This window comes from Paenibacillus sp. FSL H8-0315 (genome assembly GCF_038005365.1).
Taxonomy (GTDB): domain Bacteria; phylum Bacillota; class Bacilli; order Paenibacillales; family Paenibacillaceae; genus Paenibacillus_AQ; species Paenibacillus_AQ odorifer.
This window is the reverse complement of the sequence record NZ_JBBOTA010000001.1, coordinates 6,230-23,562: the sequence shown is the minus strand read 5'-3', so window position 1 is coordinate 23,562 and position 17,333 is coordinate 6,230. Positions and strand designations below refer to the sequence as shown.

At 56.0% G+C, this 17,333-nt stretch carries 1 protein-coding gene (cut by a window edge); it reads right to left on the bottom strand.

Annotated features, from left to right (window positions below; genetic code table 11):
* Positions 1–17,333: the 5' portion of a non-ribosomal peptide synthase/polyketide synthase gene (locus tag MHB56_RS00015; protein WP_341143105.1), read on the bottom strand. 13,849 nt of this gene lie to the left of the window's left edge; 17,333 of the gene's 31,182 nt are visible here — the first part of the coding sequence; its start codon is at positions 17,331–17,333; its stop codon lies off the left edge, out of view.

The window sequence follows — 17,333 nt, the reverse complement described above, 5'->3', positions numbered from 1 at the left end:
TGCATCGCGGACCAAATCGTCGTCTCGGTCGGACCGTACATATTAAACAGCGCGGCCTTTGATTTGCTCTGCAGCACCGCCAGTAGATCGTCCGTCCAAGCCTCTCCTCCAATCAACATTTCCGTGACGCTTTCCAGCCACCCATCGTTGCCTGCAGACAGCAGCATCTTCAACCGGGAAGGCGTCATCTGCACCACGTCGATATGCTGGCGCTCGATCAGCGCCGCCAGCTGCTGAGGCTCCTTCTGCTGCTCTTCATTCGCTGCCACGACCCGCATACCTTGCGTCAACGCAAGCAGTGTTTCCACCACCGAGATGTCGAACGACAGCGTGGTCGCAAATAACATCGACTTCGCTGGGGCGAACGGAATCGCTTGCCTCATCCCTGCGATAAAGTTCACCACCGAGCGGTGCTCGATCATGACTCCTTTCGGGTTCCCTGTTGTGCCCGAGGTATAGATCATATAGGCCAAATCGCTCGACGTTGCATTAAGCGCGAGGTTTGCTTCTGACGGTGCTTGCCCGGCTTCCACCAGATCCAGCACCGTGCCTTCGAATCCGCACGGATCCAGGCCCGGCTGAATTAGTAGCATCGCTGCGCCGCTGTCCGTTAGCATATACCGGATACGTTCGGCAGGCAGCGACGGATCGATTGGCAAGTACGCCCCACCGGCCTTCAGGATGCCAATTACCCCTACCATCAGCTCCAGCGAGCGTTCCGTCAGGATGGCCACGATGCGATCCGGACCCACACCCTGTTCGCGTAGCGTCCAAGCCAGCTGATTGGCCCGCGCATTCAGCTCCGCATAAGTCAGCTGCCGGTCTTCGTACACAACCGCCACCGCGTTCGGTGTCTTCTCAACTTGGGCCTCGAACAGCCCATGGATCGTCGCTTCACGCGGATAATCTGCTACCGTGTCGTTGAATGCGTAGAGCAGCAACTGTTTCTCCTCTGGCGTTATAAGTTGCAGAGAAGCTATGCTTGCGTCCGTTCGTTCGGTAATTTGAGTCAACAGTTGTACAAAGTGAGACAATAGACGCTCAACCGTAGACGCATTGAACAAGGCGCGACTGTATTCCAGTGTCATATGGAGACTTTGATTGACTTCTACGATGTTTAGCGTCAAGTCGAATTTCGTCACCGGATGGCTCAGCTCGACCGGACGAACGTCAACGTCTGCCAGATCAAAGCTTACCTGCTCCATATTTTGCAATATCAGCATCGTGTCGAACAACGGGTTGCGGCTCCTATCCCGGCGCACGTTCAGCTTCTCTACCAGTTCCTCGAACGGGTAGTCCTGGTGTTCAAACGCTGCCAGTGTCCGCGCCTTCACCTCGTGCACGAAGTCGATAAATCGCTTGTCCCCGGATGGAGCGTTGCGCAGCGCCAGCGTGTTCACGAACATCCCGATCATCGGCTCCGTGTCCGCATGTGTGCGCCCCGACACCGGCGTACCCACCACGATGTCGCTCTGCCCCGTGTACTTGTGTAGCCACACGTTATAGGCTGCAAGCAGTACCATGTAAAGCGTCGATCCCGTCTTCGCTGCGACTTTCTTCAGCCCTTCGGCCACGTCAGCGTTAAGCTCCGCATGAACACGTCCGCCCTCGCTGCTTGGTACCGCAGGACGCACTCGGTCGGTCGGCAGCTCCAGCACCGGTGCTTCCTCCGTAAAGGCGGACAGCCAGTACGCCTCGTGCGCTTCCATCTGCTCGGCCTCGAGCGTGCCTTGCTGCCAGACTGCATAATCCTTGTACTGAATCCGCAGTGGCGGCAGCTCCGCGCCGGCATACGCCGTCATGAAGTCCGACAGCAGGATGTTCATCGATACGCCGTCCGACACAATATGATGCATGTCCCACAGCAGCCAATAACGGTCCTCCGCTAGACGCAGCAGCTCGGCGCGTAGCAGGGGTGCTTGGTCAAGTGCGAACGGACGCACGAAGTTCCGTGTCAACGCCCGCGCATGCGCTTCATCTGTATCTTGGTAAACCCATTCCAACGACACGTCTTCGTGTATCTGTTGTTTCGGTTCACCGTCTATCCATGTAAACGACGTGCGAAGCGATTCATGACGGGCGATGACCGAGCGAATCGCTTGCTCCAGCCGATCCGCGTCCACCTTCCCTACCAGTTCCACGACGCCCGGCATGTTGTAACGCATGCTCTCTGGCTCCAGCTCATGCAGCACATACAACCGCCGCTGCGCCGACGACAGCGCATACGATGCCTGTGGCTCTGCCGGCTCAATCCGGCCGTAGTCGCTAGGATCCATGCTGCGCACATATTCCACCAACGCCTTCACCGTCGGACGCGCGAACAACTCCCGCAGCGGCAACTCCACCGCCAGCTGCTGATGGATGCGCGACACCAGCGTCACGGCTTTCAGCGAATGACCGCCGTGCTCGAAGAACGAGTCGCCGATGCTGAACGAGCCCGTGCCCAGCACCTCCGCGAACAGCTCCGCCAATTGCGCCTCCAGCTCATCTCGAGGCGCTTCATAAACCTCTAGACCTATATTTAAATCTGGTGCCGGCAACTCCTTGCGGTCTACCTTGCCGTTGTTGTTCAGCGGAATGTTCTCCAATTGAACAAAATAGGACGGAATCATGTACTCCGGTAGCTGTGCCGCCAAATGCGCACGTAGCTCCGGAACGGGAATAGCTTCACCGCTCACGATATACGCGCACAAGTACGCCTGCCCTTGCTCCTCTTCCCGGGCAATGACTACCGCTTCGCGGATGTCTGCGTGCCCCATGAGCCGCGCTTCGATCTCCCCGCACTCGATCCGGTAGCCGCGGATTTTCACCTGGTGGTCAATCCGGCCCAAGTATTCGAGGTTGCCGTCCGGCAGCCATCTTGCCAAATCCCCGGTCCGGTACATCCGCGTACCTGGTTCGAACGGGTTGTCCACGAACTTCTCCGCCGTCAGCTCCGGCCGGTTCCAGTAACCACGGGCTAAGCCATCGCCAGCGATACACAGCTCACCTGCAACACCGATCGGCTGCAACTGCCAGTTGTCGCTCAAAATATACAGCTGTGTATTGGCGATCGGACCCCCGATGCTCACCGTCTGATCATTGGTTACTTCCCGCATCGCGGACCAAATCGTCGTCTCGGTCGGACCGTACATATTAAACAGCGCGGCCTTCGATTTGCTTTGCAGCACCGCCAGCAGATCGTCCGTCCAAGCCTCTCCTCCAATCAACATTTCCGTGACGCTTTCCAGCCACCCATCGTTGCCTGCAGACAGCAGCATCTTCAACCGGGAAGGCGTCATCTGCACCACGTCGATATGCTGGCGCTCGATCAGCGCCGCCAGCTGCTGAGGCTCCTTCTGCTGCTCTTCATTCGCTGCCACGACCCGCATGCCTTGCGTCAACGCCAGCAGTGTTTCCACCACCGAGATGTCGAACGACAGCGTGGTCGCAAATAACATCGACTTCGCTGGGGCGAACGGAATCGCTTGCCTCATCCCTGCGATAAAGTTCACCACCGAGCGGTGCTCGATCATGACTCCTTTCGGGTTCCCTGTTGTGCCCGAGGTATAGATCATATAGGCCAAATCGCTCGACGTTGCATTAAGCGCGAGGTTTGCTTCTGACGGTGCTTGCCCGGCTTCCACCAGATCCAGCACCGTGCCTTCGAATCCGCACGGATCCAGGCCCGGCTGAATTAGTAGCATCGCTGCGCCGCTGTCCGTTAGCATATACCGGATACGTTCGGCAGGCAGCGACGGATCGATTGGCAAGTACGCCCCACCGGCCTTCAGGATGCCAATTACCCCTACCATCAGCTCCAGCGAGCGTTCCGTCAGGATGGCCACGATGCGATCCGGACCCACACCCTGTTCGCGTAGCGTCCAAGCCAGCTGATTGGCCCGCGCATTCAGCTCCGCATAAGTCAGCTGCCGGTCTTCGTACACAACCGCCACCGCGTTCGGTGTCTTCTCAACTTGGGCCTCGAACAGCCCATGGATCGTCGCTTCACGCGGATAATCTGCTACCGTGTCGTTGAATGCGTAGAGCAGCAACTGTTTCTCCTCTGGCGTTATAAGTTGCAGAGAAGCTATGCTTGCGTCCGTTCGTTCGGTAATTTGAGTCAACAGTTGTACAAAGTGAGACAATAGACGCTCAACCGTAGACGCATTGAACAAGGCGCGACTATATTCCAGTGTCATGTGAAGACCTTGATTGACTTCCACGACGTTTAGCGTCAAGTCGAATTTCGTCACCGGATGGCTCAGCTCGACCGGATGAACGTCAACGTCTGCCAGATCAAAGCTTACCTGCTCCATATTTTGCAATATTAGCATCGTGTCAAACAGCGGGTTTCGGCTCCTATCGCGGCGCACGTTCAGCTTCTCCACCAGTTCTTCGAACGGATAGTCCTGATGTTCAAACGCTGCCAGCGTCCGCGCCTTCACCTCGTGCACGAAGTCGATAAATCGCTTGTCCCCGGATGGAGCGTTGCGCAGCGCCAGCGTGTTCACGAACATCCCGATCATCGGCTCCGTGTCCGCATGTGTGCGCCCCGACACCGGCGTACCGACCACGATGTCGCTCTGCCCCGTGTACTTGTGTAGCCACACGTTATAGGCTGCAAGCAGTACCATGTACAGCGTTGATCCGGTCTTCGTTGCGACCTTCTTCAGCCCTTCGGCCACGTCCGCGCTAATCTCTGCATGAACGCGTCCGCCCTCGCTGCTTGGCACCGCCGGACGCGTATGGTCGGTCGGCAGCTCCAGCACTGGCGCTTCCTCCGCATAGGTGGACAGCCAGTACGCCTCGTGCGCTTCCATCCGCTCGGCCTCGAACGCGCCTTGCTGCCAGACTGCATAATCCTTGTACTGAATCCGCAGTGGCGGCAGCTCCGCGCCGGCATACGCCGCCATGAAGTCTGACACCAGAATGCTCATCGATACGCCGTCCGACACAATATGATGCATGTCCCACAGCAGCCAATGGCGGTCCTCCGCTAGACGCAGCAGCTCGGCGCGCAGTAGCGGCGCCTGGTCAAGTGCGAACGGACGCACGAAGTTCCGTGTCAACGCCCGTGCTTGACCCTCATCCGCATCCCGGTAAACCCATTCCAACGACACGTCTTCGTGTATCTGTTGTCTCGGTTCGCCATCTACCCACGTGAACGAGGTGCGTAGCGATTCGTGACGGGTGATGACTGAGCGAATCGCTTGCTCCAGCCGGTCCACGTCCACCTTCCCTGCCAGTTCCACGACGCCCGGCATGTTGTAGCGCGTGCTTTCCGGCTCCAGCTCATGCAGCACATACAACCGCCGCTGCGTCGACGACAGCGCATACGATGCCTGTGGCTCTGCCGGCTCAATCCGACCGTAGTCGCTAGGATCCATGCTGCGCACATATTCCGCCAACGCCTTCACCGTCGGTCGCGCGAACAACTCCCGTAGCGGCAACTCCACCGCCAGCTGCTGATGGATGCGCGACACCAGCGTCACGGCTTTCAGCGAATGACCGCCGTGCTCGAAGAACGAGTCGCCGATGCTGAACGAGCCCGTGCCCAGCACCTCCGCGAACAGCTCCGCCAATTGCGCCTCCAGCTCATCTCGAGGCGCTTCATAAACCTCTAGACCTATATTTAAATCTGGTGCCGGCAACTCCTTGCGGTCTACCTTGCCGTTGTTGTTCAGCGGAATGTTCTCCAATTGAACAAAATAGGACGGAATCATGTACTCCGGTAGCTGTGCCGCCAAATGCGCACATAGCTCCGGAACGGGAATAGCTTCGTCGCTCACGATATACGCGCATAAATACGTCTGCCCTTGCTCCTCTTCACGGGCAATAACCACTGCTTGGCGGATGTGCTCTTGCGTCATGAGCCGCGTTTCGATCTCCCCGCATTCGATCCGGTAGCCGCGGATCTTCACCTGATGATCAATCCGGCCCAAGTACTCGAGGTTGCCGTCCGGCAGCCATCTCGCCAAATCACCGGTCCGGTACATCCGTGTACCTGGTTCAAAAGGATTGTCCACGAACTTCTCCGCCGTCAGTTCCGGCCGGTTCCAGTAACCACGGGCTAAGCCATCGCCAGCGATACACAGCTCACCTGCGACGCCGATCGGCTGCAACTGCCAGTTGTCGCTCAAAATATACAGCTGTGTATTGGCGATCGGACCCCCGATGCTCACCGTCTGATCATTGGTTACTTCCCGCATCGCGGACCAAATCGTCGTCTCGGTCGGACCGTACATATTAAACAGCGCGGCCTTCGATTTGCTTTGCAGCACCGCCAGCAGATCGTCCGTCCAAGCCTCTCCTCCAATCAACATTTCCGTGACGCTTTCCAGCCACCCATCGTTGCCTGCAGACAGCAGCATCTTCAACCGGGAAGGCGTCATCTGAACCACGTCGATATGCTGGCGCTCGATCAGCGCCGCCAGCTGCTGAGGCTCCTTCTGCTGCTCTTCATTCGCTGCCACGACCCGCATGCCTTGCGTCAACGCCAGCAGTGTTTCCACCACCGAGATGTCGAACGACAGCGTGGTCGCAAATAACATCGACTTCGCTGGGGCGAACGGAATCGCTTGCCTCATCCCTGCGATAAAGTTCACCACCGAGCGGTGCTCGATCATGACTCCTTTCGGGTTCCCAGTCGTACCCGAGGTGTAAATTACATAAGCCAAACGCCGAGAGTCTATCGTTAGCGGCGGATGGGCCTCGAGTTGCGCTTGTCCCCTTTCCGTCAACTCGAGCACCGAACCCTTGAATCCACATGGATCCAGGCCCGGCTGAATCAGAAGTACCTCCGCGCCGCTGTCCGTCAGCATATACCGGATACGCTCGGCAGGCAGCGACGGATCAATTGGTAAGTAGGCTCCGCCAGCTTTCAGGATACCCAGCACCCCGACAACCATCTCCAGCGAGCGTTCCGTCAGGATGGCCACGATGCGATCCGGACCCACACCCTGCTCGCGCAGCGTCCAAGCCAGCTGATTGGCCCGCGCATTCAGCTCCGCATAAGTCAGTTGCTGGTCCTCGTACACGACCGCTACCGCATTCGGCGTCTTCTCAACTTGGGCCTCGAACAGCCCATGGATCGTCGCTTCACGCGGATACGCTGCCGCCGTGTCGTTAAATGCGTAGAGCAGCAATTGCTTCTCCTCTGGCGTTATAAATTGCAGAGAAGCTATGCTTGCGTCCGTTCGTTCGGTAATTTGAGTCAACAGTTGTACAAAGTGAGACAATAGACGCTCAACCGTAAACGCATTGAACAAGGCGCGACTATATTCCAGCGTCATGTGAAGACTTTGATTGACTTCGACGACGTTTAGCGTCAAGTCAAACTTCGTCACCGGATGGCTCAGCTCGACCGGACGAATGTCAACGTCTGCCAGATCAGAGCTTACCTGCTCCATATTTTGCAATATTAGCATCGTGTCAAACAGCGGGTTTCGGCTCCTATCGCGGCGCACGTTCAGCTTCTCCACCAGTTCTTCGAACGGATAGTCCTGATGTTCAAACGCTGCCAGCGTCCGCGCCTTCACCTCGTGCACGAAGTCGATAAATCGCTTGTCCCCGGATGGAGCGTTGCGCAGCGCCAGCGTGTTCACGAACATCCCGATCATCGGCTCCGTGTCTGCATGTGTTCTCCCCGACACCGGCGTACCCACCACAATGTCGGTCTGCCCCGTGTACTTGTGTAGCCACACGTTATAGGCTGCGAGCAGCACCATGTACAGCGTCGATCCCGTCTCTACCGCGATTCGTTTAAGAGCCTCTGCAGTCTTGGCGCTCACCGAGGTGTATACCTTTCCGCCTTCGCTGCTTGGCACCGCCGGACGCGTATGGTCGGTCGGCAGCTCCAGCACTGGCGCTTCCTCCGCATAGGCGGACAGCCAGTACGCCTCATGCGCTTCCATCCGCTCTACCTCGAGCGTGCCTTGCTGCCAGACTGCATAATCCTTGTACTGAATCCGCAGTGGCGGCAGCTCCTCGCCGGCATACGCCGCTATGAAGTCTGACACCAGAATGCCCATGGATACGCCGTCCGACACAATATGGTGCATGTCCCACAGCAGCCAATGGCGGTTCTCCGCTAGACGCAGCAGCCCGGCGCGCAGTAGCGGCGCCTGGTCAAGTGCGAACGGACGCACGAAGTTCCTTGTCAACGCCCGTGCTTGACCCTCATCCGCATCCCGGTAAACCCATTCCAACGACACGTCTTCGTGTATCTGTTGTCTCGGTTCGCCGTCTACCCATGTGAACGACGTGCGAAGCGATTCATGACGGGTAATGACTGAACGAATCGCTTGCTCCAGCCGATCCGCGTCCACCTTCCCTGCCAGTTCCACGACGCCCGGCATGTTGTAGCGCGTGCTCTCCGGCTCCAGCTCATGCAGCACATACAACCGCCGCTGCGCCGACGACAGCGCATACGATGCCTGTGGCACTGCCGGCTCAATCCGGCCGTAGTCGCTAGGATCCATGCTGCGCACATATTCCGCCAACGCCTTTACCGTCGGTCGCGCGAACAGCTCCCGCAGCGGCAACTCCACCGCCATCTGCTGATGAATGCGCGACACCAGCGTCACAGCCTTCAGCGAATGACCACCGCGCTCGAAGAATGAATCCCCGATGCCGATCGCACTCCCGCCCAGTGCCTCCGCGAACAGCTCAGCCAATTGCGCCTCCAGCGCATCCCGCGGCGCTTCACAGGCTTCTAAGCCTGCATTTAAATCTGGTGCGGGTAACGCCTTGCGGTCTACCTTGCCGTTGTTGTTCAGCGGAATGTTCTCCAATTCAACAAAATAGGACGGAATCATGTACTCCGGCAGCTGAGCCGCCAAATGCGTACGTAATTCCGGAACGGGAACAGCTTCACCGCTCACGACATACGCGCACAAGTACGCCTGTCCCTTTTCCTCTTCACGGGCAATGACTACCGCTTCGCGGATGTCAGCGTGCGCGATGAGCCGCGCCTCGATCTCCCCGCATTCGATCCGGTAGCCGCGGATCTTCACCTGATGATCAATCCGGCCCAAGTACTCGAGGTTGCCGTCCGGCAGCCATCTCGCCAAATCACCGGTCCGGTACATCCGTGTACCTGGTTCAAAAGGATTGTCCACGAACTTCTCCGCCGTCAGTTCCGGCCGGTTCCAGTAACCACGGGCTAAGCCATCGCCAGCGATACACAGCTCACCTGCAACACCGATCGGCTGCAACTGCCAGTTGTCGCTCAAAATATACAGCTGTGTATTGGCGATCGGACCCCCGATGCTCACCGTCTGATCATTGGTTACTTCCCGCATCGCGGACCAAATCGTCGTCTCGGTCGGACCGTACATATTAAACAGCGCGGCCTTCGATTTGCTTTGCAGCACCGCCAGCAGATCGTCCGTCCAAGCCTCTCCTCCAATCAACATTTCCGTGACGCTTTCCAGCCACCCATCGTTGCCTGCAGACAGCAGCATCTTCAACCGGGAAGGCGTCATCTGCACCACGTCGATATGCTGGCGCTCGATCAGCGCCGCCAGCTGCTGAGGCTCCTTCTGCTGCTCTTCATTCGCTGCCACGACCCGCATGCCTTGCGTCAACGCCAGCAGTGTTTCCACCACCGAGATGTCGAACGCCAGCGTGGTCGCAAATAACATCGACTTCGCTGGGGCGAACGGAATCGCTTGCCTCATCCCTGCGATAAAGTTCACCACCGAGCGGTGCTCGATCATGACTCCTTTCGGGTTCCCTGTTGTGCCCGAGGTGTAGATCATATAGGCCAAATCGTTCGACGTTGCATTAAGCGTGAGGTTTGCTTCTGACGGTGCTTGTTCAGATTCTGCCAGGTCCAGCACCGTGCCTTCGAATCCGCACGGATCTAGACTAGGCTGAATCAGCAGCACCTTCGCCCCACTGTCCGCTAGCATATACCGGATACGTTCGGCAGGCAGCGACGGATCGATTGGCAAGTACGCCCCACCGGCCTTCAGGATGCCAATTACCCCTACCATCAGCTCCAGCGAGCGTTCCGTCAGGATGGCCACGATGCGATCCGGACCCACACCCTGTTCGCGTAGCGTCCAAGCCAGCTGATTGGCCCGCGCATTCAGCTCCGCATAAGTCAGCTGCCGGTCTTCGTACACAACCGCCACCGCGTTCGGTGTCTTCTCAACTTGGGCCTCGAACAGCCCATGGATCGTCGCTTCACGCGGATAATCTGCTACCGTGTCGTTGAATGCGTAGAGCAGCAACTGTTTCTCCTCTGGCGTTATAAGTTGCAGAGAAGCTATGCTTGCGTCCGTTCGTTCGGTAATTTGAGTCAACAGTTGTACAAAGTGAGACAATAGACGCTCAACCGTAGACGCATTGAACAAGGCGCGACTGTATTCCAGTGTCATATGGAGACTTTGATTGACTTCTACGATGTTTAGCGTCAAGTCGAATTTCGTCACCGGATGGCTCAGCTCGACCGGACGAATGTCAACGTCTGCCAGATCAAAGCTTACCTGCTCCATATTTTGCAATATTAGCATCGTGTCAAACAGCGGGTTTCGGCTCCTATCGCGGCGCACGTTCAGCTTCTCCACCAGTTCTTCGAACGGATAGTCCTGGTGTTCAAACGCTGCCAGCGTCCGCGCCTTCACCTCTTGCACGAAGTCGATAAATCGCTTGTCCCCGGATGGAGCGTTGCGCAGCGCCAGCGTGTTCACGAACATCCCGATCATCGGCTCCGTGTCTGCATGTGTGCGCCCCGACACCGGCGTACCCAGCACGATGTCGGTCTGCCCCGTGTACTTGTGTAGCCACACGTTATAGGCTGCGAGCAGCACCATGTACAGCGTCGATCCCGTCTCTACCGCGATTCGTTTAAGAGCCTCTGCAGTCTTGGCGCTCACCGAGGTGTATACCTTTCCGCCTTCGCTGCTTGGCACCGCCGGACGCGTATGGTCGGTCGGCAGCTCCAGCACTGGCGCTTCCTCCGCATAGGCGGACAGCCAGTACGCCTCATGCGCTTCCATCCGCTCTACCTCGAGCGTGCCTTGCTGCCAGACTGCATAATCCTTGTACTGAATCCGCAGTGGCGGCAGCTCCTCGCCGGCATACGCCGCTATGAAGTCTGACACCAGAATGCCCATGGATACGCCGTCCGACACAATATGGTGCATGTCCCACAGCAGCCAATGGCGGTTCTCCGCTAGACGCAGCAGCCCGGCGCGCAGTAGCGGCGCCTGGTCAAGTGCGAACGGACGCACGAAGTTCCTTGTCAACGCCCGTGCTTGACCCTCATCCGCATCCCGGTAAACCCATTCCAACGACACGTCTTCGTGTATCTGTTGTCTCGGTTCGCCGTCTACCCATGTGAACGACGTTCGTAGCGATTCGTGACGGGTAATGACTGAACGAATCGCTTGCTCCAGTCGACCCGCATCTACCTTCCCTGCCAGTTCCACGACGCCCGGCATGTTGTAGCGCGTGCTCTCCGGCTCCAGCTCATGCAGGATATACATTCTTTTTTGCGCCGACGTCATTAGATAATCCTCGCCCGGCTTCGCCGGTTCGATGGCACTGTATGCTGTCTTGGACATTCCCTCTATCTTCCGCGCCTGCTCCTTAATCGTCGGTAGTCGGAATACTTCCTGCAGCATCAGATCAGCATTCATCGTCTTCTGGATTTTGGACACCAGCGCAGTCGCCCGCAGGGAATGTCCCCCGATTGTAAAAAAGTCGTCGCTTACTCCAATGTTCTCTAAGCCAAGCACGTCCTGCCAAATACCGAGCAGCTTCCGTTCCGTTTCGGTGCTTGCCGCCTCATACCGTTCTTCCGAATGAATTCTATCATCCGGCTCCGGCAACGCTTTGCGATCCAGCTTGCCGTTGGGGGTCAGTGGCAAGCGCTCCATCGGCATAATGTACCCTGGTATCATATATGCCGGTAGTGCTTGCCGGAGATACTCCCGAATATCCGCCGAAGTCGTCTCCAGCTGCAGTACCACATACGCACACAAGTATTTCCCATCGGCGGCATCCTCTCGAACGATTACCACTGCTTCGCGGACCGCCTCATGCTTCAACAGTTGGCTCTCGATTTCTCCCGGCTCCACCCGGAAGCCGCGAATTTTCACTTGATGATCACGGCGCCCCAGGAATTCCATGTTGCCGTCCGGCAGCATTCGCCCCATGTCTCCTGTCCGATACATACGCCCCTGCGGCACAAACGGATTTGCCATAAACGATGTACTCGTTTTGGCCGGATCGTTCAAATATCCTCTAGCTACGCCCACTCCTCCGATATACAGCTCACCAGCCACCCCGTATGGAACCGGATGTCGTTCCTCGTCTAGAATGTAGAAGGTATTGTTCCCTAGCGGTTTTCCGTACGGAATACTCGTTTGATCCGGCGTAACTTCCTGGATCGGATAGTAGTTGGACCATATGGTTGCTTCCGTTGCACCCCCAAGCCCAATCACATGCAAGTTTGGGAAGAAGTACGTCTTCGCACGTTCCGCTAAATCGACCGGAATCCAGTCCCCGCTCACAAGCGCCAGCCGCAGTGTCTTCTGGCTGATAAGTTCCTCCTGTTCCTCCAAGGTATGCAGTACATGGTTCAGCGTCGTCGGCACCGAGTCCCAAATCGTAATCGCCTCTTGTCCAAGTAGTTGTAGCAGCTGTTTCGGATCCTGTATATGTTCCCGATTTGCAATAACTACCTGGGCTCCCACCGCCAGCGGTCCAAAAATGTCATACACTGACAAGTCGAAGCACATCGAAGTGACGAACAATAGCCGATCTTCCTTGTCAACAAGAAATTCTTCATTAACCCAGCTAATCAAGTTCACTGCCGAATGATGCTCAATCATTACCCCTTTCGGCAGTCCGGTTGAACCAGAGGTGTAAATAATGTACGCCAACTCGCGCGAATCTATGGTAAGGTGAAGCGCCTCGCTAGAATACTCGATCAGTGAAGGGTCCCTGCTGTCGACGAATTGTGCAAGCGCTTCTACATACGTCCGATCGACGATAACGACATTTACTCCCGCATGACCGATAATATGCGCGATCCGGCTTTGCGGATAGTCAGGATCAATCGGTACATATGCAGCGCCTGCTTTAAGAATCGCCAGCATACCGACAATCATATCGAAGCCCCGCTCGGTCATTAACCCTACCCGATCATTTACTTGCACCCCAAGGTCCCGCAGTCGCCGCGCCAATCGGTTAGACCGCTCGTCTAGCTCCCGATAGGTCAGTTGCTGACCGTTCCATCTTAAAGCTGGCTGTTCAGGTGTCCTCGCCACTTGTTCCTCGAACAGCTGGTGCAGCGTCTTCTCTGCTGCGTACGGCATATCCGTCTGATTCCATTCAAACACGATCACTTGTCGTTCCGCAGCCGTCATCAGATGCTCCATTGACAAGATATCGGTCTCTTCGTCGCATATAGCTTCAAGGATTCGTTCGTACCAAACGAACGCCGTCTCAATCTCCTGGTTCTCAAAATAAGCCGGCGCGTATTTGATCTGCACATTCAGCCTATTAAAGGATTGAGATACCTCCAGATCAAACCACGTATTCGTCATCTCGTTTGCTTCCAAGTTCAGCGCCGCCGTCTCCGGTACGATCGCTTGCCCCGGACGCATCTCCTCAAGCACATGGAAATCCGTGTAGTTAAACAACGTATCGAAGATCGGGTTGACCGACGAGCTTGACACTTCTCCGATTGATTGGGCGATGTCGACCAGAAACATTTCATGCACTTTCATTTGCATAAGCTGCTGTTTTGTGCGATATACCAGTTCCGGCTTGGACACTTTACGTGTTAGCCGCATGCGGATCGGCACCGTATTGAGGTAGCAGCCTAATACTTTGTCCGCATCCTCGATTGCCGGCCGATCGTGGCTGACCACGCCCGTTACAATATCTTCCTCCGTCGTCAGGATACCAAGCAAATACAAGTACGCGCTCAGGCACAACTCCTTGACGGTACAACCGTATCGCTTCGCCTGCTGCTCCAAGGATCCGAGCAGCGTGCCGCTAAGTTGGCTGCGATAAATTCTACTGTCCGCCCCACGCTCCCTCTTTTTGCCCGCGTAGTTGAACGGCAGCTTGTTGCGGGTATACCCCGCAAATTCGTTGATCCAATATAGCCGGCTCTCCTCGTCGTTCTCCCGGAACCGGTTGATTGCCACATAATCCTTGTAGTTGCTTTGTAGCGGCTTTATCTCGACCGGTTTTCCCTGTAGCAGTTGCTGATAGATACCCACAATCTCCTCCTGGAAGGATGCCACACTCCATCCGTCCAGAATCGCATGGTGGAACGTAAACACCATGTAATAATCGTGCTTTGCATTAAGCCGGAATAAGCGAAATCGCCACAGTACCTCACCATCGAACCGAAACAAGTTACGCTGGTCTTGTTCGATATATGCGCGGATAACGCGCTCTTGCTCCTCTCGGCTGAGTGACGATACATCTTGTGTCGACGGCTCCAGCACGATCCGAGCGTGCACAATCTGGACTTCTTCCTCAAAATGCGTTAGATCGAAGGTTGTGCGCAGGATCGGATGCTTATCGGACAACCGCTGCATCGCTTCTGCAAACCGCTCCATCGACACAATCTTGAAATGGTACAAAAACTGATCGTGGTAAATTGGCTCCTCTGGCCGCAATCTCGAGTAGAACACCATGCTTTGCTGAATCTTGCTAAGCGGATACACATCCTCACAATCGGCCGGCAGTTGTTTTGCCTGCTCGGGATCGTCCGTGATACGCCGTTTCATCTGCTCAAGCATCTCCCGTCCAAACTCCAGTTGCCGGACGGGCTTGCGTTCCTGAGATAACAAGTCGGACAACTGTCCGATTGTCTGATGCAGGTACAAATCTTTCATCTGGAGGGGCGTCTCCATGTCGCGATTTATCCGGCTGACCAGGCGAATGACCTTGATCGAATCACCGCCCAGCACAAAGAAGTTATCGTGGATGCCGACCTGCTCCGTTCCTAGCACTTCCTGCCAAATATCTGCCAACTGTCGCTGAGTCGGTGTGCTTGGCGCTTCGTAGACGCTGCCTGTATGCGCCGCTTCCGGCTTCGGCAACGACTTGCGGTCTACCTTGCCGTTAGTGGTCAACGGGAGGCTGTCTATGGCCACAAAGTAGGACGGAATCATGTACTCCGGCAGACATGCGGCCAAGTGCGCTCGTAACTCCGGAGCCGAAATCGCTTCACCGCTCACGATATACGCGCACAAGTACGCCTGCCCTTGCTCCTCTTCCCGGGCAATAACCACCGCTTCGCGGATGTCAGTGTGCGTCATGAGCCGCGCCTCGATCTCTCCGCACTCGATCCGGTAGCCGCGAATTTTCACCTGATGGTCGATCCGACCTAAGTACTCGAGGTTGCCGTCTGGTAACCATCTCGCCAAATCCCCGGTTCGGTACATCCGCATACCCGGCTCAAAAGGGTTGTCCACGAACTTCTCTGCCGTCAGCTCTGGCCGATTTAGGTAACCGTACGCCACACCGTCACCACTTACGTACAACTCGCCCGCAGCCCCAATCGGCTGCAGCTGCTGCCATTCGTTGAGAATATAGGTTCGCAGCGTCGGAATCGGCTTGCCGATGTTGCTGATGCCGCTTGCGATCTCCGCCTCTCCAAGCTTTTTGTACGTCACATGCACCGTCGTTTCCGTGATCCCGTACATGTTGATCAAATCCGTATTCGGATACTTCCGGCTCCATTCCCGTAATCGACCCGGCGCCAGCGCTTCTCCGCCAAAAATGACGACTCGTACGCTCAGTGCCGCGTCCGGTTCCTGCATTTCCCGTTGTAACAACGCATAAAACGCACTCGGTGTCTGGTTCAACACCGTCACCCGCTCTTGCCGCAGCAGCCACACCATCTGCTCCGGATCCCTCGCCGTCATCATCGGCACGACGACCAGCTTGCCTCCGTAGAGCAGCGCTCCGTACATTTCCCATACCGAGAAGTCGAAGCAATACGAGTGAAATAATGTCCACACATCTCGTTCGTTGAAATCGAACGCCAAGCGGTCGTTGAACAACAGCCGCACAACATTCCGGTGTGCGATCATCGTTCCTTTCGGCTTTCCGGTCGTCCCCGAGGTATAGATCACGTACGCCAAATCCGCCGGCTTCGCCCCCTGCGGCGGGTTCTCTGCTTGTGCCTGTGCTGTTTCGTCGACATATACCCGGCATCCCGTAAACGCAAGCGATGGCATCCGAAACTCGACGTCACGGGTCGTTACCAGCCACTCCGCCCCGCTGTCTGCCAGCGTATAGGCAATTCGCTCGGCCGGATAATCTGGATCGATCGGCAAGTACGCCCCGCCGGCTTTCAGGATACCCAGTACCCCGACGATCATCTCCACAGAGCGATCTATCAGGACCGCCACGATGCGATCCGGTCCCACACCCTGCTCGCGCAGCGTCCAAGCCAGCTGATTCGCCCGCCTGTTCAGCTCCGCATAGGTCAGCTGCCGATTTTCGCACACGACAGCTACTGCGTTCGGCGTCTTCTCGACTTGGGCTTCGAATAGCCCATGGATCGTCTCTTCCCGCGGATAGTCCGCCGTCGTATCGTTGAACGTGTGCAACTGTTGCTTCTCCTCATCCGAAACGATATCGATCTGGGAAATCGGCGTATTTATTTGTTCCATTATCAAATCAAGGAAGTTAGCGAGCTGCTGTTTCAACCTGATCTGGCTCTCATAAGCATACCGATCGACATCATAATGCAGTACAAATGAAAGTGTATCGTCTTCCTTTTGAAAAAATATATGTATGAGGCATTCAGAGAGAGTAGGATCAATCGTTTGGTGAATGCTGTTAAGTGAGATAATCGTCCCTAAACGAAGAAACTCATCACGGTTTATAGGCAGTCCGGTTTTTTCAGCAATATAAGGATGTGGAAATTTCTGATGTTTAGCAGCTTCCGTTAAGCAATCGCGCACCTGGATCAGAACGTCCCTGAAGGTACTCTCTGAGCAAATTCGAATTCGAATCGGCAATACAGCCGAAGCAACTTCTTCACTTCCTTTTTTTTTCAGTGGAGGCATACCCACTAATAAATCCGTAAGATTTAGATATCGGGAAAGAAACAACAGCGTTCCGGACATTAAGACCATGAACATTGCTTGTTCGGAGTTTTTAGACAGGGACTCTACACAATGTAAAGTCTCATTTGAAAGTTGCTGTTCAACCTGTCGGAACGACTGGCCGACTATAACACCTTCCGTACCTAGGGAGATGGTTGTTGGTGACGGTGATTCCGCAAGCTGTTCAAGCCAATAATCAACGGCCTCCGAGTATTTACCACTAGAAGCCATAAGCCTAACGGATAAAGAATCCAT